The following is a 24,210-nucleotide window of genomic DNA, read 5'->3' as shown; positions in this document are numbered from 1 at the left end:
TTTTCTGGAGAATCACAAACTATCTAAAAATTGTTTTGCGGTCAAAATGGGAATATTTTGATACGTTTCGAGAATGAACAAATCGCTGTCGCCACTGATAATGGCATCGGCCTGGGAGGCGATCGCCGTTGCCAAAACCATGGCATCTTTAGGATCCCGCAGTTCGGGAACTTCCAGGGGCTGGATAGGGAAAATAACGAAAATTTCCTGCATTCCGATCAGAATATCTTCCGATGTTAAAGAAAGTATTGCGAGCCTCTTTTGCAGTTTACGATAACTTAAAACTTTTTTTAACTCCTGCAAAATTTCTAAGGACGTACAACTGCAGACTTCTCCTTTCTTAGCCAACTCTATTAACTCTTTGGGTAAACCTTGCCATAACCACGCCGATAGCCAAAGGTTTGTGTCCAAGACAACCTTCATGATGCCGATTCTCTCTCAAGACGATTTTCATGACGTACTTCTCGGACAAGTTCGCAAATTTCTTCCATAATTTCATCGGTAAGTTCCTCACCATCCCTACTTAAATTTTGTCGCCACTGTTCCCAATCAAATTTAGGGATTTTTGTTAGTTCGATGGTATCTTCTTGAACCGTAATTCTATAGGTTTCACCGGGAACAAGTTTGGATCTAATTTCCGGGGGAAGCTCTAAAGTTTGTTCTACTGTGACGGTGGCGGTGAGAACTTGCTCGATGATGCTCATGGTCTGGAAAGAAAAGCAAAGATTACCACTACCATCATAGGTTACCCAGCCCAGGCAAGAATTTAATGCTTGCCCTGCCGGAACTACAGTGCTCTTTAATTAGTGTTGGCCGAGTGCCCTAACTCCTCTGCCATCAGAGAATGGTCAAGACACCTCACCATCGTCTGTGTGCAAGCTCAGAAATTTTCGCTGCCCCTTGCCATTTTATTTTTTCAAATCCTTAGCCATCTGGCGGAACATATCCAAACTGTTGTCGCTGGAACGGCGATCGTCGTTTGCGGGAGTGGTGTTGGCCGGAGATGGGGCGGAGTCTGTTTGGGCACTGGGGGCCGGCTGGCCATTGGCCTGGATTTTTTTCACTTCCATGGCAGAAACTTCCTTCACCACTTCCCCCCCTTGGGAATTAAGGGTTTTAGGAAAACTCCGTTTAATTTTGATTGGAGTCCGCATATATTCAGCATTGCCTAAGCTCTTGGCATCGTCGGTTTCGAGGAAAAATGCCTCTTTTTTTTCTGGTTGAGCGCCGGGGTTGGCTTCAATATCTTCGACGTACCGTGCTTTTTTACCAAATAAGCCAAATAATCCGGCCATTGATCGTTGCTCCTGGGATAATTGTTAAAATTTATTGCGAATTGTTAAATTTTAGCAACTTTTGCCCAGGCGACAATGGCCTTTGCCCTAGTCTGCTTTGGTTTGCAGGATTTGTCCCTGGACAACAGCTAGAAAATTACCGCCCCCCCTTCGTCATCATCGCCATCGTCCATGGCATCCCAATCCATGGTCTCATCCTGGTCTTGGTCATCTCCCTCTTCGTCATCATCATCCAAATCAATGTTGGCAGAACCTTTGGGGGCATTGTTAACTGCTCCGAGGTCAATTTGTTGACGGTAATAGTCCACACTGCGCACCTGCACGTCCACCTCGTTGCCTAAGCGGTAGGAAGTACGACTTTTGCGTCCCACTAGGGCACATTGACGACTGCGGAACTCATACCAATCATCTTTGAGGGAACTAACATGGACGAGGCCTTCAGCTAGTAGATCGAAAATTTGCACAAAGAAGCCGTAGGATTGGACGCCAGTGATTAACCCCCGGAAAATTTCCCCGGTGCGAGCTTTCATTTTTTCGGCTTTTTTCAGCCCCAACAGATCTTTTTCCGCATCTTCGGCGGTTTGCTCCCGGTCGTTGAGTCCCAAGACCAACTGGTGCAAATCCCCTTCAATGGTTTCTTGGAGGTTGGGCGGCAACACATTCCAGCTAATTTGGTTGCGGCAGGTGTGGGCATTGAGATCTACTCCGGTTTTCATTTGTTTGGTGCGGCGATCGCGCCCCTCCGCCAATACGAGTTTCAGCAACCGTTGCACCACCAAGTCCCCATACCGTTGGGCCGGAGAAACACAGTGGGTATAACCGGAGTCGTAGGCGAGGGCAAAGTGGGGAGCGGGGTGGCTAAAGTACTTTTCGAGTTTGAGGGTATTGGCCAGCAAATGGTTCAACACCGCTTTAGCTGGCAGGGATTCAAATGCTTGGCTGAGGTGGTGGTAATGCTGGGGAATAATGTCCCCTTCTAGGTCGATTTTTACGCCTAAATCAAGGTTTTCCGCTAATTTAACAATGTCCGTCAGATCTTCTGCCTCCGGCGCTACTTGCCCACAGTAGAGACCCGGTATCCCCAGGGCTTGGAGTTGGAGAGCCACTTCCCGTTGCAACACTACCATCAGTTCTGCTAACAAGCTACGGATGGGCAGGGTTTCTTGGGTCATGATCACCCCTAAACGGCCCTCATCCAGGCGGGGGGAAGCCGTTTCTGTTTGGAGGTTGAAACTGCCCCGTTGCAGGCGTTGGGATTTAATCAGGGGGCAAATTTGGAAGAATAGTTCCTGGAGCAGACCGCTGTAGGGTTTCAAATCGTCATTAACGGATTCAATATCCGCCAGGGCCGTCTGCACTTCGCTGAAGTCCAGTTGGCGATCAATTTTGACCACACTGCTGTGGTATTCAAAACCTGTTACTTCCCCCCGGTCATCCACGGTGAGAAAGAAGGATAGGGCCAAACGATCTTCATCAGGGATGAGGGAACAGCGTCCGGTCAACCCTTCGGGGAAAAGGGGGCAAACCTGTTCTTCTAGGTATACGGTGGTGCCCCGTTTACGAGCTAACTGGTCCAACAGACTATCTTCGGCGATGTAGTGGGCAATGTCGGTGATGTGAATGCCCACTTGCCATTGGTTTGGCTGGCTTTCTAGACTCAGGGCCACTTCTTGCCAGGGTAAGGTTTCTCCCCGGAGGCGAGCGCCAAAGGTAACTAACTGGAGTTTGCGGTAATCCTGTCTTTTCTTCAGTTCTCCGGGTTCAATTACCTTGGGCAAATTTTGCAGAGCTTCGATGGCTTCGGGAGTCCAGCCTAGGGGCAAATCATGCTTACAGGAGACGATATCGGTATCGGCGGCGGCCTCAGCGTCACTACCCAACACTTTGGTAACTTCCCCTAGGGGCGGGTGCTGGGCAATGGGATAACGGAGAACGGAAACATGGACGAGGTGGTCCACTGCCTCTGCGAGGTTTTGCTCTTCGTCTTTGAGTTCTAGCTCAAATAGCAAGCGGTCATCCAGGGGCACTGCGCGGTAATTATCTTCGCTTTTTTTCACCTGGGCTAACAGAGAGGGATTGGCCCGATCAAGAATGAGATGGACGGCCCCTTCGGGGGATTTGCGGCGGGTACCGTCTTTAATCACTTTGACCAAAACCCGATCGCCGTTCCAAGCATTGCTGAGATTGCCTTCCCGGACGTAAATATCGGTGGCATCTTCATCGTCCTGGATGGCAAAACAAAAACCCTTACTGGAGCAACGTAGCCGTGCCTCCACCACATCTTCCCGGGATACCCGTTTGTATTTGCCCCGTTCCTTCACTAGTACGCCCATTTTTTCCAGGGCATCGAGGACAATCTGCAGGGCTTCTATGGCCTCAGGACTTTCACAACCTAATTTTTTTTCGAGAAATTTACCCGCTACTAATTTGTCATCAACAAAATAGGACAAAAGTGTGGCGATCGAATAATCCATGAAACTGAATCCTGAGGTGGGCTTACGGGGTGAAGGGAAGCGTTAGGATTGCCGCGGTTTGCCATTGCCCATAAAGTTTGTATTGGAAAGCCGTCCTCAGTAAATTACTGAACTATGTCAACTGCAGATGTACAGATGTTTGGAACGGTGTTTCCCCCTCCCCCAATCCCTGGAAGGTGGGTGAGCCATGGCGGAGGGCAAGTAAACCAGTATTAAGGGCAATGCACCGATGGAAGCAAATCCGACGATGACAATCCATAACAACCCTCAATTGTATCAAAGAGGACGTCAACTTTGTGGATGGGGCCTGTTGGTAAAGTTTAGGTTGACGCCCTAAATGGGGGTTTTGATCCCCTTTCCCTCTGAGGTTGAAGAGGGCAGGGAAAAGTTTAAAATCTCCTCTTAGTACGGGATGGTTAAAGGCTGTGCTGGGCCGCTAGAAGTTGATTAGCCCTGGGTTTGTAGAGCAAATAGAACAAGGCCTCAATGTAACGGAGCATATCTTCCCGCTCTTCCTGGGAGACAAAATTCCAAAAGCCATAAATCCGGGAAAGGGAAAGGAGTTTAGTGGTGTGAATTTTCCAGGTGTAGGTACTGTAAACCCTGGCCATGGCCGCCTGGGAAAGCTTCGACCAAAGATCGGGGTCTTGGTCACATTGCTGGACAAATTTTGCCAGGCGATCGCCCGTTTCCTTAGTTTGGGTGGGGTTAATCAGAAAACCATTTTCTCCGTCTTGGATAATTTCCAGGGGGCCGCCAAAGCGGGTGGCAAAGGTGGGCAGGCCAGAAATCATCGCTTCCAGGATGGTCAAACCAAAGGCTTCAAATAAAGCTGGCTGGACAAAAATGCCCCGGCGATCGCCAATGACCCGATACACTTCCCCCGTATCCCCTTTGGAGAGCCGCACCCCCAACCAACGAATTTTGCCCTGGAGTTGATACTGGTCAATTAGTGCATACATTTTTTCAATTTCACTGCGTTCCTCGGGGTCTTCCGATTCCTCCAGGCGTAATTTCCCCGCCACTAAAATTAGGTTGCATTGTGCTTGTAATGAATCGCTCTGGGCAAAAATTTCCACCAATCCGGTCAGGTTTTTAATTCGGTCTAACCGAGCCATGGAAAAGAGGGGGCGTTTTTCTGGATTGTCTAACCTGCCATAGACCTGACTCGGATCATCAAGGGTAAACAACAATTCCTCCAACCGTTGGCGATCGCCCATGGTGCGGTCTTGGTAATTACTGTAGGGGAAAAAATAGGACTCATTTACGCCAGGGGGGACCACATTAAATTTGGGGCTAAATAGCTCAATGCCATCCACCACATGGTACAAATCTGGCATGGTAAAATGCTTATAGGACTCATACTGCCCCACACTATCGGGCATGCCGGTGATTTCTTGGTAAGTGCTACTGACAATGAAATTAGCCGCATTCATGGCAATTAAATCGGCAGTAAATTGCAGAGAAAAATGATATTGACTCTCCAAATCTTGCCAATAGAGATTACTAAATAAATATTTCGACTTTTCCAGGGCGTGGGCCACATTACATTGGGTTACCTTCAGTTTACGGGCCAGGAGAAAAGCAATTAAATTACCGTCGGTATAATTACCAACAATTAAATCAGGACGACCGTTTAAAACCGACCACAATTCTTTTTCTGCATCAATGGCAAAGGTTTCCAGGTAGGGCCAAATTTCAAAGCGGGAAATCCAGTAATCAGTGGAATGGCCATTACTACGGAAGGGAACCCGGAGAATAAAGACATTTTCTGTGCCATAAACTTTTTCTAAACGTTCGTCACAGCGGGTACCGTCACTCTGGGGAATTAAGCGGCTGAGGATAATTACTTGGGGGGCAATTTTTAGCACATCGAGCCCCGCTAAGGTGATATCTTCCAGCAATTGTTGCTCTAAGCTTTTAGCTTGGTCCAGCACATAAACCACTTGGCCGCCGGTATCTGGCCGCCCCAACACTCCTTCCTGGCCAAACCAACCATGGCAGGACACCAGCACTAGACGAAAAATCATCGGAATGCGGGACAGTAGGGCTTCTAGGATTTGGTGATCCGGTGAATCCAGCAGGGCATCGAGCAACTCTAGGCTTTCCTGGACCCTAGCGGCGGTGTTGCCCCAACCAGGCTCAAAACCAAGGGATTGGAGGGGAAAGCGAAATTCAGGATAGGGTTCCGTTCCGGGCCTACTTTCCACAAAGGCGATCGCCTCTTTAATTTGATTCGATAATTGGGCCTGGTTTTGGATTCTTTCATTAATTAGCAACTGGGTGCCATTGTAGTTATGCAGGCTCAGGAATTTGTACAACTCCGATAACCACTGCTGGGGATCTTGGAATAATTTACTGGATAAAAAGCGGTTTAAATATTGTACTCCGTTGCCAATATTTTTACTGTCTCTAATCAGAGGAGAATAGTCATAAAAAGGACGAAAATCAATTTCAAAAATTTTTCCATCCGCTGGATGATGACGGTTGACATAGCGGTCACGGATAGCGAGAATTTCTTGGACAGAAATAGCTTCTACTTCCAGGGCATTAGTGAGACGATAGAATTCTTCCTGGGCAATTTTGGGGCGAATAACAATGCAATAACTTTCGGATTCGAGGATAATTTCTTGGATAACTTGCAGAATTTTTTCAATCTGGACGGTGCTTTGACCCGTCGGGGATAATTTTCCTTCTTGCTTTTGTTCCTGACAAAATTGTTCAAAAAAGACGATGATGTCGTTTCTTAACCAATAGGTACGCTTCTGTTGCCGCAGTTGGTGGAGAAATTCCCTCAGCAGGGTATTTTCGTTGCTATTCACCACTGCTTTAATCAGATTGTGCATAAAATATTAATGTGAGAAGTATTCATTATTGATAATACACTATCAACAATCTTCCCCCGATTTGCTCTCCTTTGGCGATCGCCTTTTCCCCAACCGGACAGGGGCTAAAACCATGGGCTCCATGGGCCAAGGTAGAATGGGTCAGGATAAATCATCCACTGAATTAATGCGGTCTTCGCTAATTTTCAATAACTATTCTGTCAGTCAAACCACTGCTTTGTCCCCCAAGCCATGAGTGAAGCTTCCCTACGTCCCGCCAAAATTAGTACCGTGTTATCGGGATCCCTGGGGGAAGAAATGGGCTTTGAGCCTGGGGATGCCATTGTCCGCATTAACGGTCAGGCACCGAGGGATTTGATTGATTACCAATTTCTGTGCGCCGACGATTATTTGGAATTGGACGTATTGGATCGTCGAGGGGAACTGCACGAACTGGCGGTGGAAAAGGAATTTGATCAGGATTTAGGACTGGGATTTGAAACGGCCCTATTTGACGGGTTGATCCAGTGCAATAACCGTTGCCCCTTTTGCTTTATTGACCAACAACCGCCGGGGAAACGGGAGAGTTTGTATTACAAAGATGACGACTATCGTCTCAGTTTTCTCTACGGCAGTTATCTCACCCTGACCAATTTGAGTGCTAAGGAATGGCAACGCATAGAGCAGTTAAGGCTTTCTCCCCTCTACGTTTCTATCCACGCCACGGAAGCATCGGTGCGGGAAAGATTGTTAAAAAATCAGCGAGCGGGGCAAATTCTCGACCAGTTAGCTTGGTTCCAGGCGAGGAGGTTACAGATCCACGCCCAGGTGGTGGTGTGTCCCGGTATTAATGATGGGGCCCATTTAGAACGAACTTTGAGGGATTTGGCCCAGTTTCACCAGGGGGAAACCCCAGCGGTCATTTCCGTGGCCGTGGTGCCGGTGGGCCTGACCCGTTTCCGTCCCCAGGAAGATGAGTTAAGCCCTGTCAGTCAAGCTCAAGCCAGGGAGGTAATTGCCCAGGTGCAAGCTTTACAAAAGGAATTTGCCCAACAACTAGGTAGTAACTTTGCTTGGTTGGCCGATGAGTGGTTTCTCATTGCCCGTCAACCTTTGCCGCCGGAAAGCCATTACGAAGACTATCCCCAAATTGGCAATGGGGTCGGTTCGATCCGTCAGTTTATTAGGGAATTTCAACAACAGGCCCAGGACTTTCTCCCCCCGGCGATCGCCGCAGCCAAGACGTTGACCTGGGTGGTGGGCAATGCTGTGGAACAGGCGTTTGAGCCCCTGGTGGAACAATTAAATCAGGTGGAGGGTTTAACGGTTAATTTAGCCCCCTTGAACAGTGATTATTGGGGCCAGGAAATTACGGTAACGGGACTATTGACGGGACAGGATTTAATCGCTAAATTGACAGGCAGAGATTTAGGGGATGGTATCCTATTGCCTGCTCTGATGTTGAAACACGATGATACTTGCTTTTTGGATGACCTCCGGGTGGCCGACGTGGCCCAGAAATTGGCCACAACCATCTATCCTGTGGCCGATGTGGCTGGTTTGCTGGAACATTGTGTTCAGCCCATGGCTGTCCCCCACCATTGCTAAAAAGCCCCGCTAATTTTTCTTCCCCAGGGGAAAATTGAGCAGTTCAATGGGCCAGATTGTTGTCGTTTGCCTTCGTTAAGAACAATAGTTTTTCCATTAGATAATGGGCTAACAATAACTTTGATCAAACCACTGGTAAAACTGCTTGATGAGTTAGCCGATTTTGACCCCGGCTTTGCACTTTCTGCACCAATCTCTGATTTACTGGTTTGTCCATCTATGGATTCTGTAAACTTTTTCCTGCATCGCTCCAACTAACCTTTCTGGGATGTCCTCCATGCCCTCCGTGCCTAGCTTACCGTCCACTGATACCGTTATTCCCCCCGGTAACTTTGTTGAACCTCCCACCTCTCCGGTGGTTATTCTCAAGGAGTTGGTGGCTAAGTTGTACCGGGAACAAAACAAGGTGCAGGATTTGTTGGGGGCCATGGGTTATGCCCTGCGGAGTTTACATAATCTCAATCAATTTCTGGAATTGACCCCCCTGATGGCCACCAGGGTGACCGATGCTGATGGCAGTGTTTTAGTGCTGATGCGGGAGGGGGAAATATCGATTTTTGAACAAATCCATGGCCACAAAAATGGTCTCAAGGGCACCATTAAAGGTGCTTTACAGAAGGCTCGCCAGATTACTCCGGCACCGGATTCCTCCACTATTCTGAGTTATTTTGACCGTAAATTGCGCCAGGAATTACCGGCGATCGCCTGTTATAACACCCCCATTTTGAGCCACCAAGAGGAAGTGGGGCGTCTGTACATTTTCAGCCAGGACCGTAACTATAGCTGGACTCCCACCCGTCGCAAACTACTACAACTAATTTCTGACCAAACCGCTGTGGCGATCGCCAACAGTGACTTGAACCAAAAACTCAGGTCCAGGGAAAGTCAGGACCGGGAATTGGAAATCGCCTCGGAAATTCAAAATCAATTGTTACCCCGTTGTTGCCCCCAAATTAATGGTTTGGACATTGCCGCCCAGTGTAAAACCGCCAGTCGGGTGGGGGGAGACTACTACGATTTTATTCCTGCCAACTATGACCAACTGCGCCAGGGGGATTGGTTATGTCGCAACACCAGCCATTTGGGGGTGCCTTGGAGTATTGTCATCGGCGATGTCATGGGTAAGGGGGTGCCAGCGGGACTAATTATGACCATGACCAGGGGCATGCTCCGGGCGGAAGTGTTAAATCGCCATAGTCCGGCCCAGATTCTCAACCATCTCAACCGGGTCATGTATGCCGACCTGGAAAATTCCCATCGCTTTGTCACCCTGTTTTATTCTGAGTACGACCCGGAAACGAGTGTGCTTTCCTACAGCAACGCCGCCCATAACCCCCCCCTGTTGTGGCGGGCCAGCAGTGACACTCCCCAATGTTTAATTCCCCTGGATACGGAGGGGGCTTTAATCGGTTTGGAGTCAGATTCCGATTACCGGGATGCCCAAATTCAACTCATTCCCGGGGACGTGGTGCTGTACTACACCGATGGTCTGACCGATGCCGGTAACGCCAAAGGCGATCGGTTCGACGACAAAAATCTCCGCATTGCTTTCCAACGGGCCTGTGAAAGCGCCCAAACGGCCCAGGGTATCTTGACGGAAATTTTCACTGCGGTGGAAGCATTTGTGGGCTCAGACAATAGTCATCAAACCGATAAAATCCCGGCTCGGGACGATATGACATTGGTCGTTCTGCGGGTAAAATCGACGGAGTGAGTCTTACTGTTTGGGAGTCAGCGTTTATGTGGCAGTGCCTAGATTTAGCCTTGAATATTTTCCCTCTCCATGGAGGAATAGAGCATTTTTCCCCCACTGCCCCCGCCGTTTTCTCTTCCTGGCTGGACCACGGTTTGTTTTTTGCTCAAAATGTTAGGGATGTTGACATTCTGGGGGATTTTCAGGATGCCTGGAGCAATTTTGTCCAGTCTGGGCAAATTTGGGCTTTGATTATTGGTTTTGTGCTTGGTTGGGGCTTCCGGAGTTTCACTGGCGGTTAATATTTTTCTCCGGCTACAACTAACTGCTGGGCCACCATCTGCTAATTATCACCACGAAATTCCCCCATCCCAATGACAAAAAAAACCTGGAGCGATCGTTTTGAAGGCACGTTGCATCCTGCCATTACCCTTTTTAATGCCAGCATTGGTTTTGATATTGAGTTAATTGAACATGATCTGAATGGCTCGATCGCCCATGGCAAAATGTTGGCCAAAACGGGCATCATCAGCCCAGGGGAAGCAGAACAATTGGTGCAGGGCTTGGAGCAAATTCGCCAGGAATACCGAGCCGGTAATTTTAACCCAGGGGTAGACCAGGAAGACGTACACTTTGCGGTGGAGCGACGATTAACGGAATTGGTGGGGGACGTGGGCAAAAAACTCCACACCGCCCGTTCCCGCAATGACCAGGTAGGCACCGATGTTCGTCTTTACCTGCGGGCCCAGATTGATGACATCCGCCAACGGTTAAGGGATTTTCAAGCGGTGTTGTTGCAACTGGCGGAAACCAATGTGGAAACCCTAATTCCTGGCTACACCCACCTCCAGCGGGCCCAACCAGTGAGTTTGGCCCACCATCTGCTGGCCTATTTCCAGATGGCTCAACGGGATTGGCAACGGTTAGGGGAGATTCGAGCTAGAACTAATATTTCTCCCCTGGGCTCCGGGGCCTTAGCGGGTACCACCTTTCCCATCGATCGCCATTACAGTGCGGAATTGCTGGGTTTTGAAGGCATTTATGCCAACAGCCTAGACGGGGTGAGCGATCGGGATTTTGCCATCGAATTTCTCAATGCCGCCAGCTTGATCATGGTGCATCTGAGCCGGTTGAGTGAGGAAATGATCCTCTGGGCTTCCCAGGAATTTAGCTTCATCAGTTTGACCGACAGTTGTGCCACCGGGTCGAGCATTATGCCCCAAAAGAAAAACCCAGACGTGCCGGAGCTAATCCGAGGCAAAGCAGGGCGGGTGATGGGCCATCTCCAGGGCATGCTGGTGCTGATGAAGGGTTTACCTTTGGCCTACAACAAGGATTTGCAAGAAGATAAGGAAGCTTTATTTGATGCGGTCAAAACGGTCCAGGTGAGCTTGGAAGCCATGACTATTTTGCTTGATGAAGGCATTGTCTTCCGGCAAGAACGGTTAGCAGAGGCGGTGGCAGAAGATTTTTCCAATGCGACGGATGTGGCGGATTACCTGGCGGCGAAAGGGGTCCCCTTCCGGGAGGCTTATAACCTAGTGGGCAAGGTAGTAAAAACTAGCTTAGCGGCGGGGAAATTGCTCAAGGATTTAACTATGGAAGAATGGCAAGCACTCCATCCGGCTTTTGAAGATGACATTTACCAAGCCATTACCCCCCAACAGGTGGTGGCAGCTCGCAACAGTTACGGCGGCACGGGTTTTGACCAAGTTAATTTGGCGATCGCCAATGCCAAAGCTGAGTTGGGCCTAAGTTAAACCGGTGTGGAGATATGCCCAGGTTTTCATCAAATTACTGCTCCGTCGTCCCCTGTCAGCGGTGACATTAATTCCCGTTTTGCCTAGTGGTTCTATTGTCTTAGTTAAACGGCGGGATACGGGGCAATGGAGTTTGCCGGGGGGGCTGATCGACTGGGGAGAAACGGTGACAATAACGGCAGCGCGGGAGTTACGGGAAGAAACTGGTTTACAGTTAATCAAAATTGATCGCCTGCTTGGGGTTTATTCCAGTCCTGACCGAGATCCCCGCATGCACTCGGTCACCATTTCCCTGGTGGTTCAAGCGGCAGGTAATTTGCTCGTTGGCGATCGCCAGGAGGTATCCCAGGTACAGGCTTTTACTGTGGAAGATTTACCTTTGGGGTCATTAAGCCACGACCATGACCAACAGCTACGGGATTATTTGCAGGGGGAAACAATCATTGCTTGATTACCAGTATTTCTTCAGGGCTAAATATTCAGTATAAATCAGCTAGGTTTTCGACGAGGTCTTTAATTTACGTTCCCCATGTCCAATGGTCGGGGACTTCATTCAACACTTCTGCTTCAACCAATATTGCTCTCTTTTAACTAAAATTCTAAAAATATCGATGCCAATTCTACAAGCATGATCTCCATCTAGTTTGTCTTGTCTATCCTGGGGGAGTCGAGGGAATGTGTCTAGAAAGACGGGCTACATAACAGTTACGACCAACCTGAGTGTCGCTTGGCACCACTTGTCAGAACAGCAGTTGGCGTAAAGTTACATCTAGCCATAAATGAGATTTGAGCTAGAATGGAGAAAGGAAATTACTTCAAACTAAATAAGTAAATCAGTATAAGTTAAAAAGAAAAAGATTGTTACGTAGAAAAGGATAAAAACTATGGATGCTCAGGAAATTCTTCAGTGTTACGCGGAAGGACAGAGGGATTTTAGTCATATAAACTTGGTTAAAGTCTGCTTGTCGAATGCAAACTTAATGGGAACACAACTAATTTTTGCAGACCTTAGTGGTGCAAATTTGAAGCATGCACACCTTAACAATGCAGTTTTAAAAAAAGCAAATCTTGCTTTAGCTGATATGACCGAGGTTTGTTTAATTTATGCCGATTTGAGTGGTGCAGACCTTAGTGGTGCAAATTTGATGGGGGCAGATCTTTCTAATGCAGATCTATCCGGTGCGAAACTAGGAGGTGCAGACTTACGGAAGGCGAATTTATCTGAAGCTAGCCTTCGAGGGGCAGATTTGCGTGGTGTGAACTTAATCGAAGCTAATTTAACAGATACGGATTTTAGCGAGGCGGACTTAACGGGAGCTTACATAAGTGATGACGCACTGGTTAATGTTGTCAATCTCTCCTAATGAATTACTCATGTCTCGATAGCCAGGGGCAAAAAGCTTGGGAATATTTAATTCTTAAGCGGATAATTTTTTTGTTGTCTAAGAGGATAAAATTATGAAACCAATGATTTGGCATCCAGAAGAAAAAGACGAAAAAGTCAACAAATATCTAGACCGGGTTAATCATGAGCCTTGGCTAGGTTTTGCTGCTTTTTCTCTAGTATTTTTTGTTGCATTTATGTTGTTAATGTTTGTAGGAATTTTCTAAGAAACCAGACCGCTAATTTAGGTCTATAAATCAATGTCGTGTTTGACCTTTGCCCCCGGAGGATAGATTGAAAAGGGAATTAAAATTATGCCCTAGAAGATTTGCCTTTGGGGTCATTAGGTCATGACCAACACCTACAGGGCTTTTTGCAGGGGGAAACAATTGTTGCTTGGTTCCCGGTATTTGTCCTAACGTCATCCTCTATAAAAATAAACGTATAAAACGTTGTTAATCTAAGCCTGGATGAAATAGAGGAGACAAACACCTCCTCTGTTTTATCAATTTACTACTGATCTGCTCCTTCAATGGGTGCAAAACCTTGCCGTTGAATATTCTCCGTGACATGGCGGGGTTCCAAGAACTGGAGTAAATAATCCGGGCCACCAGCTTTGGAGCCCACCCCAGACATTTTGAAGCCCCCAAACGGTTGGCGGGAAACGATCGCCCCGGTGATAGTGCGGTTGATGTAAAGATTGCCTACTTCAAACTCAGCGGCGGCACGATTGATGTGGTCAGGAGTGCGGGAATAGAGACCCCCTGTTAAAGCGTAGTCGGTGCCATTGGCAATTTCCAACGCTTCATCAAAATTGGCCGCTCGGATAATGGCTACCACCGGGCCAAAAATTTCTTCCTGGGCAATGGTGGCATGGCGTTCGACATTTTTAAACACCGTGGGGCCAACGAAATAGCCTTCACTGGGAGCATTACAGGCGATCGCCAACTCGCATTCCGCTTTGCCCTGCTCAATATATTCCTGAATACGGGCTTGGGCTTTGGCATCAATCACTGGGCCCACCTGGGCGCTGGGGTCATCGGTGGAGCCCACATTGAGGGAACGGGTTGCTTCCACAAAGCGTTCGACAAAGGCATCATGGACAGGGGAAAGCACCACCACCCGGGAACAAGCAGAACACTTTTGCCCTGTGTAACCAAAGGCTGAATAGACCGCGCCAGCCACTGCTTGATCGAGATCTGCACTTTCATCGACGATGATGGCATTCTTACCGCCCATTTCTGCGATTACCCGTTTGAGGTGTTTTTGCCCCGGTTGTACTAAAGCGGCATCGGCATAGATACGACAGCCCACTTCCCTGGAGCCGGTGAAGGCAATCAAATGCACATCGGGATGGTTGACCATGTGGGAACCCACCACCGATCCCTTACCAGGCACATATTGGAAGACTCCCGGGGGAACCCCCGCTTCAATGAGAATTTCCGCAATTTTGGCCGCAATTACCGTGGAAGTTTCCGCTGGTTTCAACAACGTACAATTGCCCGTCACCAAGGCCGCCACGGTCATGCCTACGGCGATCGCCATGGGGAAATTCCAAGGAGAAATCACTAGGGCAATACCGCGAGGTTGATAGAAATAACGATTGGTTTCGCCGGGAATATCGAGGTTAACGCCTTGGTCCAGTCGTTCCATTTCATCGGCATAGTAGCGACAAAAATCGATCGCCTCGGACACTTCCGCATCAGCTTGGGGAATAATTTTGCCCACTTCCAAACAAATCCAAGCGTTTAACTCATGGCGACGCTCTTCCATAATGTCCGCCGCTTTCCGGAGAATGCCGCACCGTTCCCGTACTGGGGTTTTCTTCCAAGCAGGGAAGGCCGCCTTAGCCATCTCCAGGGCATGATCCGCCTGGTCAACGCTGATCAACCCCACTTTGCCAATCACCTGGGACGGACGACAGGGATTCACGGAATCAATATAGGTCTCCGTTTTGACGTACTCGCCGTTAATGTAGGGCAGATAGGTTTGGCCCAATTGCTGTTTAACCCGGGTTAGGGCTTGAAAGGCTTTTTGGCGTAAATCAGCATCGGCATAATCCGTGTCGGGGGCGTTGGGATAACCCTTGGTGGGCAAATCATTAATGCCTTTAACCTGGGGCGGAGTAATTAATTCTTCGATGGGCCGTTCTTCTAGGTTTTGGCGTAGAAAAGAACTATTGGCGGTATTTTCCAGCAACCGTCGAATCAAATAGGCCATGCCCGGCAGTAGCTTACCGTAGGGCGCATAGACCCGCACCCGATGACCCCGTTTCACGATCGCCCGGGCCAAGGGTTCCCCCATGCCATAGAGGATTTGCATTTCATAACGACGTTTGGGAATATTTAATTCTTCGGCGATCGCACAGGCCAGGGCTTGGGAACGGACATTATGGCTACCAATGGCGGCATACAAATATTGGTGGTTTTCCAGTAATAGCCGGGTCATGCGTTCATAATTGGCATCGGTTTGGGCTTTTTCCACGTAAACGGGAATTTGCCAATGGTTTTGTTGGGCTTTAATGGTTTCCTGATCCCAATAGGCCCCTTTCACCAGGCGCACTGTGATGGGATAACCCCGATGTTTGGCCCAGGGAATTAACCCTTCTAGATCCGCCGCTGAATCCCGCAGATAGGCCTGCATGGTGATGCCAATATCGGTGCGGGAACGGAACTCTTCTTCCACCAACAATTCCTTGAGAATATTTAAAATCAGGTCTTTGTAGTGGTACTGCTCCATGTCGAAGTGGACAGCGACCCCTAATTCTTGGGCGCGTCGCAACAATGCCCGAATCCGTTCACAGACTTTCGCTTTACTGCCCTCAGGGTCGAGGGGATCAAATTGGGAATAAAAGGCCGTTAACTTTACCGATACCTGCACCTGGGGCAATATTTCCCCGTCCGCCTCATCAATCTGGGGCACCTTCGACCAAGATTTTGCCTGCTGGGATAACTGGGCCATCAGGTCTAAATAATTTTGCCAATATTCCGCCGCCTCCGATTCCGTTATCACCGCTTCCCCCAACAGGTCAATGGTAAAGCCCATTTTTTCCTTGCGGAGTCGTTCCACCGTTTTGATCACCTGGGCGATCGTTTCCCCAGCAATGTATTTAAATGCCAACTGTTCCGTGGCCTTACTCACCGTTCCCGCTGCAATCTGGGCTGGCGTAGAATGGGCATCAGCAAAGTTTAACAGTTTTTTCAGTGCCTCCGGTAACTCCACCTCCTCTTCGCTCATATACTGCTGGAGATGGTTGGCAATCTCACTATTACTCTGCAACGCTGGTAGACAGTCAATGAATTTGAACAATTGCACCCGCAACCCCGGATGACCCATGGTCCAATCCAGCAATTTGTCATCGAGCCGCAGATTATCGCCAATTTTGTCCCATAGCGATCTTTTCTCCCGGGTCTGGGCTAATAGTTCCTTGGCGATCGCCTGGGTGGCCTGTTCATACTGTTGTTGTGACTCGATTTGTGCAACCATGGCTTGTCTCTAGACGATCAGTTAGGGTGAGGTACTTCCAACTTCTGATCTTACCGTAGTTACCAGTCCCTATAATGGATGCATTAAGCTTTGCAGGTTTTGCACGGACTCTACTGACCTAATGATGAAACGGTTAACCATTCAATAGTTTCGATATAATTGAAACCTAATCGTTTCTACTAATCTAATTCCTATGGTAGAAACTTCAGATTTATTGATTAATAAAATAAAAGCATGCCATAACAACGGGGATAGATTTATCTTCTTAAAACTTTTGAAAAAGCAATACCGCCTATAAGCTTTTAGCTGACGAAATCAGACCCTTTGACTCACGTCAAAAATTTTGTTGATTCGTTGCCTAATCCAATCCACTGGATTCCTCAAATCTGCTTCAGCCAGTAGTCCCATTTCTTTCAGTTTTTGTTCATACCCTTGGAGGGTATCCTGGCGTTTGCCTAATTCTTCTGCTACTCGATCTGATAATTCAGGGTGGTTAGATAAAAGTCGGTGAAAACAGTCCTTACCAATTAAAAAAAGAGTGGATTCTTCAGCGGCAATCATGGTGGTGGGATAGGGGACTTCCAGCATCAAAGGTAACTCACCAAAGAATTCCCCTTGTCTGAAAGTAAATATACGGTTGCTGATTTTTTTATTTTCATAAATGGCATTTATTGCCCCAGTGAGCACGACACAAAAATAGCTGTGGTACTGATTTTGTTTGACTAAAATTTCTCCCGCCGATAAATGCCATCGTTTCCCCATTTCAATCACATTTCTAATTTCAAGATCATTGAGTTTTTGAAAGCAGAAGTTTTTCTTCAATAGCTGGGTGAGGGTGGGAGAATTATCTAATTTTTCTCCAGGGGCTGGAACCTTATTTTCTTGATTGCTAACTGCTAGAGAGATGCTTTCTGGATTTCTTAGCCATAGATCCCTTTGGGGGAAGGGCATATTAATTCCCCGGCGACGACAATTATATTGAATGATGTGATTGAGAGAGCTAAAGATCAGAAATCTTTGGTCGATTCTTTCAGTCCAAACCCAGAGTTCAAAATTAAGAGAATTTTCGCCAAACCCAAGAAAAACTGCTTTTGGTGCTGGCTCACTGACAATATTTTTTTCCATGGCTGCAGATTCCAATAGCACTTCCGTCACTAAAACTAAGTCACTGCCATAGGCCACACTGACTGGCACTTCCAGGCGACCGCTACAATTTTCATAGTTCCAGTTGATTACTAGGTTGCTGGTTAAATCGGTGTTGGGCACCACTAGGTCACTGCCTTTAAAGGTGCGGATTATCGTAGAGCGAATGGAAATTTCTTTGATGTAACCGATGTGGTCATTAAATTCAATTAAGTCACCAACTTTGAGTTTATTTTCGCCAAAAATTGTTAAACCACTGACTAAATTCCTAGTTAATTCCTGCAAGCCAAAACCAATACCAATTCCCAGTCCCCCCATAATTACGGCAAAGCTAGCCAGTTCCAAGCCCATGCCTTGCAGCACAATAATAAAGCCTAATACTGCCACACCTAAACTTGTTAATGTACCAATTACTTCTCGGTTGCCTTCACTAAATCCGAGTCTGAGCAGCAGAATTTTTTTGAGAAATTGTTTGGTGGCCTTGGCAAATACTCCCACCAATAAAAGCAGAAAACAAGCCTGAACAATCCACCACAAAGTGATGCTCTCAGTTCCCAACTTAAAGATGGGAGCATTCAATGTTTCCAGCAGCCAATTTTTTAGCAAATGCCCTTGTTCAAGCACATTGGCGATCGCCTGGGGTCCCGGTCCTTGTGGTTGTGTATTAAGTTGTGCAATCACAGTAAGCTTCCCCAGGATCAGGATGATCGAATATAGCCAAGCCCTAATTTTAGCCTAGTGGCCCGTGGGGCAAGGATAGGATCAACTAGGAAATTTACGAGATTACACAGGAGTGGGAGCCCAAAAATCAAGCCCTCCGACGTAGCTGTTTGCGAACAATTGACAACACTATGATGGCGGCCACACTAACCAGGACAATTTTTGACACCGGCCCCAAGTATTGCTCCACTAAGTCATAGTTATTACCCAGTTTATAGCCGGCATTGGCGAGAAAGGTTACCCAGAGGGATATGCCTCCCAAGCTATAGAGGGTGAAGGAAATAAGACCCATGGCATTGATGCCTGCAGGCAAAGAGACCATGGTGCGGATGCCAGGTACCAAACGTCCCAAGAACACTGATTGATGACCATAGCGACCAAACCAAACGTTAGCTTTGTGAATGTCCTTGGCATCTAGGCCAATCCACTTACCATAACGGTCGGCAAGTTGTTCTAACCGTTCTTCACTGACCAATTTACCAATGTAGTACCAGGGATAAGCTCCCAAAATTGTCCCAACAATGCCTGCCACAATCGCCGGGAATAATGCCAATTTTCCCTGGGCAACGGCAAAACCAGCTAGGGGCATGATCAATTCGGAAGGGATGGGGGGAAAGAGGTTTTCTAAAAACATTAAAAGACTGATCCCCCCGTAGCCTAACTGATTCATCACCTGGGGAATCCATTCTGTGATCCACTGGGACATAAATGTTTGATCGAGATGTGATGTAAGGATAGATTTTGCAGGAAATTGGAGTAGCTACGGCCGTCGCCGTCAATGAACCAAGGGGAGTAGGGTTGGTTGGAGCGGGCATAACCCCATTGTCAACTTCCCTACGGCGAGGGGTAACTCACCTTTTATAATGGCGATCGCCCTTTAATCACCAAGCCATGGCCAGTATCAACGACAACTATCTCAAGCTCAAAGCCGGTTACCTGTTCCCCGAAATTGCTCGGCGGGTAAATGCTTTCACCTCTGCCAATCCTAACGCCCAGGTGATCAAACTTGGTATTGGGGATGTGACGGAACCCCTGCCCCTTGCTTGTCGCCAGGCCATGGCCAAAGCCATCGACGACATGGGCGATCGCCAAACCTTTAAGGGCTATGGCCCGGAACAGGGTTACGCTTGGTTGCGGGAAAAAATTGCCCAGCACGATTTCCAAGCCCGGGGCTGTGAGGTTAGTGCCGAAGAAATTTTCATCTCCGACGGTTCCAAATGCGACACCGGCAATATTCTCGATATTTTTGGCAAAAATAACACCATTGCCGTCACCGATCCTGTCTATCCCGTCTATGTGGACACCAACGTGATGGCGGGGCACACCGGCGATGCCAACGAGAAAGGGGAATACGGCGGCCTGGTTTATCTGCCTATTTCGGCGGAGAATGAGTTCACAGCGGCCATTCCGAGCCAAAAAGTAGATTTAATTTACCTTTGTTTTCCCAACAATCCCACCGGAGCCACTGCCACTAAAGCCTATTTAAAGGAGTGGGTAGATTATGCCCTGGCCCATGGTTCGATCATCTTTTTTGATGCGGCCTACGAAGCATTTATCACCGATCCCACCTTGCCCCATTCCATCTATGAAATTGAAGGGGCCAGGAACTGTGCCATTGAGTTTCGCTCCTTTTCCAAGAATGCTGGTTTCACCGGCACCCGTTGCGCCTTCACTGTGGTGCCAAAAACTTTAACCGCCAAAGCCGCCGATGGCAGTGACGTGGAATTATGGAAACTCTGGAACCGCCGCCAATCTACCAAATTTAATGGGGTTTCCTACATTATCCAACGGGGGGCAGAAGCTGTGTATTCCCCGAAAGGCCAAGCCCAGGTGCAGGAACTGATTGCCTTTTACTTGGAAAATGCCCGCATTATTCGGGAGAAGTTAGCCGCCGCCGGTTTAATGGTCTATGGTGGGGTCAATGCGCCCTATGTGTGGGTCAAAACCCCCGATGGCCTGAGCAGTTGGGACTTTTTCGACAAGTTATTACATACGGTGAATGTGGTAGGTACCCCCGGCTCTGGCTTTGGGGCGGCAGGAGAAGGCTATTTCCGTATTTCCGCTTTTAACAGTCGGGAAAACGTGGAAGAAGCCATGGAGCGCATCACCTCTACCCTCAAATTGGGTTAAAATCCCCCTGGGGTTGCCCAACAACGGGTAGCTCTGGGCCTTTGTCGGCATTACCGGTCTGAGAATACAGTGCAGTCATCCGTCGAACTTTGGCAAAAAAATCTGCACCGGGCCAGGCAGGCCAGGGATTTAGTTTTCGACTACGCTTTGGGCACTAGTCTAGTGGCCCTATTGCCGATCGCCGGTTACTATTCCCTGCGGCTGTTGCTGGTGTTATTTCTTCTGGCCAAGATGTGCCGAGACATTGGTAAAGTCTGGCAATTTCCCCGGGGGCAAGACCTATTGGCGATCGCCGGTAATATTTTTGGGGCCATGGGCGCAGTGATCACCGCCTCTGTAGTCTGGGTCACCCTACTGGCGATCGGGATCTGGGTGCCCTATTTCGACAGTTTTAAAGGCTTTGCTGGACTGTTTACCCTCACTTGGATGCTAGGGCAAAGCACCAACCAGTATTATGCCAATGGTGCGGCCAAGTCCCCATCCCGCTGATTTGTTAAATCTTGGACCAATCCAGCCTGACTGACTCAGGGAAGCGTAAACCATGGGCATCTTTAACCGCCGAAGACTATTGCTAGGGGGAGCCGCCCTGGGGGGAGCATTCACCATAGGCCAGGAGGAGCGCCATCGACAAAAACAGCAAGAGTTGGAGGAACTGGCTCGGGCCCAGGCCGCTAATACCGACCGCACCAGTATGTTAAGTGCCGCCTTTGAAGCTGATGCGGAAAAAATTTACCGGGGCGAGGAGATTATCAACAGTGTTAGGCTCACTCCTCCCATTCTGCCCTACGATCGCCAAATTTCCCGACTACTGATCCGTTGCAGTAAAATCGCCACCCAACAATACCTAACGGGGAAAACCATCCCTAGCTACGACGGCAATATCCGACAATTGCCAGCCTATAGCTCTGACCTGGACAAATACCAACAAATTGCTTCTTTTCGGGGTAAGGAAGCCAAGATTTCCGAATCCGTTGCGGTGCAAATTCCCTTAGATAACACGGGCGATCCCCTGGATCAAACCTGGGACCAAGCGGAAGATTCCCTGGGGGAAACCATTCGCCAAGTGGTGAAAGTAACCCAACAAATCCCCGTTTACCTCGGTTTTGTCCTCAGTTCTCCCCAGCACAATTTAATTGTGTTCCGGGGTACCCAAACCACCATGGAATGGGTCAACAATCTCCGGGCCCAGCAAATTCCCTTCACCGATCGCCAATCGGGGCAACATTTCGGCAAAATTCACCAAGGCTTTATCGAAAACTATCTCCGCATCGTCAGTCCCATTCCGAGGGAAATTGCCCGAAAATTAGACCCGGCTGTGCCCTGTTACATCACTGGCCATAGTTTGGGGGCTTCCCTGGCAGTGTTGGCAGCCCTGGATTTAGCGGTTAATCTACCTAATTTACAGCCCCAGATCCAACTTTATAGCTACGCCTGCCCTAGGGTTGGGGATATAACCTTTGCCCAATTCCATTCCCGCCAAGTACCCAACAGTTACCGCATTGTTAACCTCGCCGACGTGATTCCTCTCCTGCCCCCCACAACGGGACTAGGCACCTATGTCCATGTGGGCCAGAGTTGGAGTTTCCTCAACCAAGGGCAAGACATTTTACCCAACCATGTGGTGGACACCTACCAAGGAGCAGTAGATAGGGAAGTGGAAACGGATCAGTCCAGGGACTATCCCATTGCCGCCGTCTGATCATTTTTGACTTGTCCCCCTGACCCCCCAATGCTGGGGGGAATTTACAGGTGAACTAAACCAGACCCACTAACTTTTCGCTTAAATCCCACATGCGCTGGGCCTTTTGGGCATCACTCCCCTGTTCAGAAAGTTCCTGCACAAAAGCTTCCCGCCCCGCTTGCTGACGGTTGCCCCAACTCCAATGCACCCCGGACTCTTTAAATTTGTCATCTGCCACCACCATGGCTACCCGTTCCCCTGCCAATTCTTGGCTGACATAGCCTTTGGTGACATTTTTTTGGAACCAGGGGAAAATAGTCCGGAAAAGAGAATAGTGATTGCGGAACAGGGGAGTATCGGCCACACAACCAGGGTAAAGGGAATTAAAAACAATGCCCGTTGCTTGGTGGAAGCGACGGTGTAATTCCCTGGTGGTGAGCATATTGCAGAGCTTACTGTCCTTATATGCCTTGCCCGACTTGAATTTTTTGTTATTAATCATGGTAATGGGTTTTTTAAAGCCCGCTTCAAACCCTTCAAAGTTGCCCAGATCCGGTGGAGCGGGGATGGGAATTTTGCCCCCAAGCTCTTTGCTGTTGGCGGTGACGGTACCCAAGATAATTAGGCGTTTATCTTCGTCGGAACAAGCTTTCAGGTCTTCGAGCAAGAGATTGCAAAGCAAGAAATGTCCCAGGTGATTGGTGGCGACGGATAATTCATAGTCATCCGCTGACCAGAGGGGATCATCTAATAAAGGGAAGTAAACTGCCGCATTACAAACTAAAGCTTTGAGAGGACGCCCCAATTCTCGAAACTGGCTCACAAATCGCCGCACACTGTCTAAATAGCCCAAATCTAGTTTAATAATGGTGTAAGAATCTTTAGGAAAACCCAACTCGTCGGCAACTTTCTGAGTTTTGTCTAAATTGCGGCAGGCCATGATTACGTGCCAGCCCCGATCAATTAACGCTTTAGCGCCATATAGACCCACCCCGGAGGAGGCTCCGGTGATGATCACCGTTGGTTTCATCGGCTGTTCCATGGATTTATAAATTTTTAATTAATTGTTAGTGGTTAAATTTCGCCACTCTTTAGAATCGCATAATGTTGAATCCCCTTTTGTGAAGGAGCTTTAAGCAAAATTCAGTTTTGCCCATGGTTAATCATGGGGGAGTGGGGGGATTTTCCACGGGGGTACCCTCGGCAATGTCCAGTTCAATTTGGGGGCCCCGGTCAAGAATTTCGATGTCCCATTGTCCCCGTTTGGCGGTTTCAAAAACGATGTAGCGGCCGTCAGGACTAATCTTTGGATTTCTGACCCATTGGCGATAGTTGAGGGTTAACAGGTCAGTTTTTTTGGTAAGGCGATCATAAAGGGCAATGTCGGGCCGCCCTTGGATGCTGGACAAATAGACTAGGTAACGTCCGGTGCGACTCAGGCTGGGGCTTTCGGCAATGGTGTTGGCTTGGTTCAATCCCGGTAGGTTGACCAACTGGTTATTGCGCAGGTCATAGACCAAAATTTCCCTGGTGCCGTTGCGGTTAGAAACTAGGGCTAACCAACGGCCATCACCGCTCAGGCTGGGCTGTTCGTCATTGAAGCGGCTATTTAGGCTCTGGTCCAATGGCGATCGCCTAACGTTATTACAACCACCAAGCACTAGGGTAACCAGTACCATTGCCAACCATAACGATGGAGTTTGCCCTAAACTACTCCGAATTTTCGCCCTGTTCACTGAGAAAAATTAATAATCAAACCGTTCTTGGTCATCAGCTCCGATGGGGGGCTCTTCCGCATCGACTGGGGGACGACTGGGACGTTGACTGCGGGGGTTACCACTGCGGGCCGCCTGTTCCTGGTCCTCTGGAGTGGTGGGGCGGGGAGTTAAATCGGCTTCGTCAATGGGTTGGTAGTCCACATAGGCCGCCGGGGGTTCATCTTCGTAGGGGCGGGCATTGCGGGGGGCATTCCTCTCTGGGCGATCGCCAAAGGAATCATTAGGAGGATTAT

Annotated in this window: 21 protein-coding genes and 1 pseudogene; 11 read left to right on the top strand and 11 right to left on the bottom strand. The window is 48.5% G+C overall.

All coding sequences use genetic code 11. The features are described from left to right. Positions 1-12: 12 nt before the first annotated feature. The 5 genes from IQ217_RS02520 to IQ217_RS02500 all read right to left on the bottom strand — a co-directional run bounded on the left by IQ217_RS02520 (position 13) and on the right by IQ217_RS02500 (position 6,615). Positions 13-423, bottom strand: a complete 411-nt coding sequence (locus IQ217_RS02520; RefSeq protein ID WP_194018805.1) for a putative toxin-antitoxin system toxin component, PIN family — start codon at positions 421-423, stop codon at positions 13-15. After that, positions 420-704 (bottom strand): hypothetical protein, encoded by a 285-nt coding sequence (locus IQ217_RS02515; protein ID WP_194018804.1) that lies wholly within the window; start codon positions 702-704, stop codon positions 420-422. The genes IQ217_RS02520 and IQ217_RS02515 overlap by 4 nt, the downstream gene beginning before the upstream one ends. A 204-nt stretch (positions 705-908) precedes the next feature. Beyond that, positions 909-1,295 (bottom strand): hypothetical protein, encoded by a 387-nt coding sequence (locus IQ217_RS02510; RefSeq protein ID WP_190597762.1) that lies wholly within the window; start codon positions 1,293-1,295, stop codon positions 909-911. Between the two features lie 128 nt (positions 1,296-1,423). Continuing rightward, positions 1,424-3,769 carry a ribonuclease R family protein gene (locus IQ217_RS02505; protein WP_194018803.1) on the bottom strand — a complete coding sequence of 782 codons (2,346 nt, stop codon included), beginning with the start codon at positions 3,767-3,769 and terminating at the stop codon, positions 1,424-1,426. A gap of 416 nt (positions 3,770-4,185) precedes the next feature. Beyond that, the gene (locus IQ217_RS02500; protein WP_194018802.1) at positions 4,186-6,615 is read right to left on the bottom strand and encodes a sucrose synthase; all 2,430 of its coding nucleotides are present in this window, start codon (positions 6,613-6,615) and stop codon (positions 4,186-4,188) included. A 28-nt stretch (positions 6,616-6,643) separates the two neighbouring features. Here IQ217_RS02500 and IQ217_RS02495 point away from each other — a divergent pair, with 28 nt between their 5' ends. From IQ217_RS02495 to IQ217_RS02460, 8 genes are all read left to right on the top strand, one after another. Continuing rightward, positions 6,644-6,850, top strand: coding sequence for a hypothetical protein (locus IQ217_RS02495; protein WP_194018801.1), 207 nt, complete (start codon positions 6,644-6,646; stop codon positions 6,848-6,850). Continuing rightward, on the top strand, positions 6,847-8,202 hold the full coding sequence (locus tag IQ217_RS02490) for a TIGR03279 family radical SAM protein (RefSeq protein ID WP_194018800.1): 1,356 nt from the start codon (positions 6,847-6,849) through the stop codon (positions 8,200-8,202). The genes IQ217_RS02495 and IQ217_RS02490 overlap by 4 nt, the downstream gene beginning before the upstream one ends. A gap of 277 nt (positions 8,203-8,479) precedes the next feature. Further along, entirely contained in the window at positions 8,480-9,916 is a 1,437-nt protein-coding gene (locus IQ217_RS02485) for a PP2C family protein-serine/threonine phosphatase (protein ID WP_228024198.1), read from the top strand. A 26-nt stretch (positions 9,917-9,942) separates the two neighbouring features. Further along, a complete protein-coding gene (locus tag IQ217_RS02480) occupies positions 9,943-10,197 on the top strand; it encodes a hypothetical protein (RefSeq protein ID WP_228024199.1) in 255 nt (84 codons plus the stop codon). 72 nt (positions 10,198-10,269) lie between these two features. Further along, the gene (argH, locus tag IQ217_RS02475; RefSeq protein ID WP_194018799.1) at positions 10,270-11,655 is read left to right on the top strand and encodes an argininosuccinate lyase; all 1,386 of its coding nucleotides are present in this window, start codon (positions 10,270-10,272) and stop codon (positions 11,653-11,655) included. A 4-nt stretch (positions 11,656-11,659) separates the two neighbouring features. Continuing rightward, on the top strand, positions 11,660-12,106 hold the full coding sequence (locus tag IQ217_RS02470) for an NUDIX domain-containing protein (protein ID WP_194018798.1): 447 nt from the start codon (positions 11,660-11,662) through the stop codon (positions 12,104-12,106). Between the two features lie 424 nt (positions 12,107-12,530). Next, positions 12,531-13,019 (top strand): pentapeptide repeat-containing protein, encoded by a 489-nt coding sequence (locus IQ217_RS02465; RefSeq protein ID WP_190597942.1) that lies wholly within the window; start codon positions 12,531-12,533, stop codon positions 13,017-13,019. Between the two features lie 94 nt (positions 13,020-13,113). Beyond that, the gene (locus IQ217_RS02460) at positions 13,114-13,266 is read left to right on the top strand and encodes a hypothetical protein (protein WP_190597770.1); all 153 of its coding nucleotides are present in this window, start codon (positions 13,114-13,116) and stop codon (positions 13,264-13,266) included. 286 nt (positions 13,267-13,552) lie between these two features. Here IQ217_RS02460 and pruA read toward each other — a convergent pair whose 3' ends face one another. The 3 genes from pruA to IQ217_RS02445 form a co-directional block, all read right to left on the bottom strand. Further along, the gene (pruA, locus tag IQ217_RS02455; RefSeq protein WP_194018797.1) at positions 13,553-16,525 is read right to left on the bottom strand and encodes an L-glutamate gamma-semialdehyde dehydrogenase; all 2,973 of its coding nucleotides are present in this window, start codon (positions 16,523-16,525) and stop codon (positions 13,553-13,555) included. Positions 16,526-16,840: 315 nt separating this feature from the next. Then, a complete protein-coding gene (locus IQ217_RS02450) occupies positions 16,841-18,349 on the bottom strand; it encodes a mechanosensitive ion channel domain-containing protein (protein WP_194018796.1) in 1,509 nt (502 codons plus the stop codon). A 127-nt stretch (positions 18,350-18,476) separates the two neighbouring features. Beyond that, on the bottom strand, positions 18,477-19,094 hold the full coding sequence (locus IQ217_RS02445) for a DedA family protein (RefSeq protein ID WP_194018795.1): 618 nt from the start codon (positions 19,092-19,094) through the stop codon (positions 18,477-18,479). 185 nt (positions 19,095-19,279) lie between these two features. Between IQ217_RS02445 and IQ217_RS02440 the strand changes: the two genes are divergently transcribed. The 3 genes from IQ217_RS02440 (at position 19,280) to IQ217_RS02430 (ending at position 22,217) form a co-directional block, all read left to right on the top strand. Next, entirely contained in the window at positions 19,280-20,518 is a 1,239-nt protein-coding gene (locus IQ217_RS02440; RefSeq protein ID WP_194018794.1) for an LL-diaminopimelate aminotransferase, read from the top strand. 69 nt (positions 20,519-20,587) lie between these two features. Then, entirely contained in the window at positions 20,588-21,007 is a 420-nt protein-coding gene (locus IQ217_RS02435; protein WP_194018793.1) for a hypothetical protein, read from the top strand. Between the two features lie 52 nt (positions 21,008-21,059). Further along, positions 21,060-22,217 (top strand): lipase family protein, encoded by a 1,158-nt coding sequence (locus tag IQ217_RS02430; RefSeq protein WP_194018792.1) that lies wholly within the window; start codon positions 21,060-21,062, stop codon positions 22,215-22,217. A 55-nt stretch (positions 22,218-22,272) separates the two neighbouring features. Here IQ217_RS02430 and IQ217_RS02425 read toward each other — a convergent pair whose 3' ends face one another. The 3 genes and pseudogenes from IQ217_RS02425 to IQ217_RS02415 all read right to left on the bottom strand — a co-directional run. After that, entirely contained in the window at positions 22,273-23,241 is a 969-nt protein-coding gene (locus IQ217_RS02425) for a protochlorophyllide reductase (protein ID WP_194018791.1), read from the bottom strand. Between the two features lie 121 nt (positions 23,242-23,362). Beyond that, positions 23,363-23,878, bottom strand: a complete 516-nt coding sequence (locus IQ217_RS02420; protein ID WP_228024200.1) for a TolB family protein — start codon at positions 23,876-23,878, stop codon at positions 23,363-23,365. A 66-nt stretch (positions 23,879-23,944) separates the two neighbouring features. Further along, positions 23,945-24,210 (bottom strand): annotated as a pseudogene (locus IQ217_RS02415) (Ycf66 family protein); the annotation flags it as partial.

The sequence above is a fragment of the Synechocystis salina LEGE 00031 genome (assembly GCF_015207985.1).
Lineage (GTDB): Bacteria > Cyanobacteriota > Cyanobacteriia > Cyanobacteriales > Microcystaceae > Synechocystis > Synechocystis salina.
This window is presented reverse-complemented; position numbering and strand designations above follow the sequence as displayed.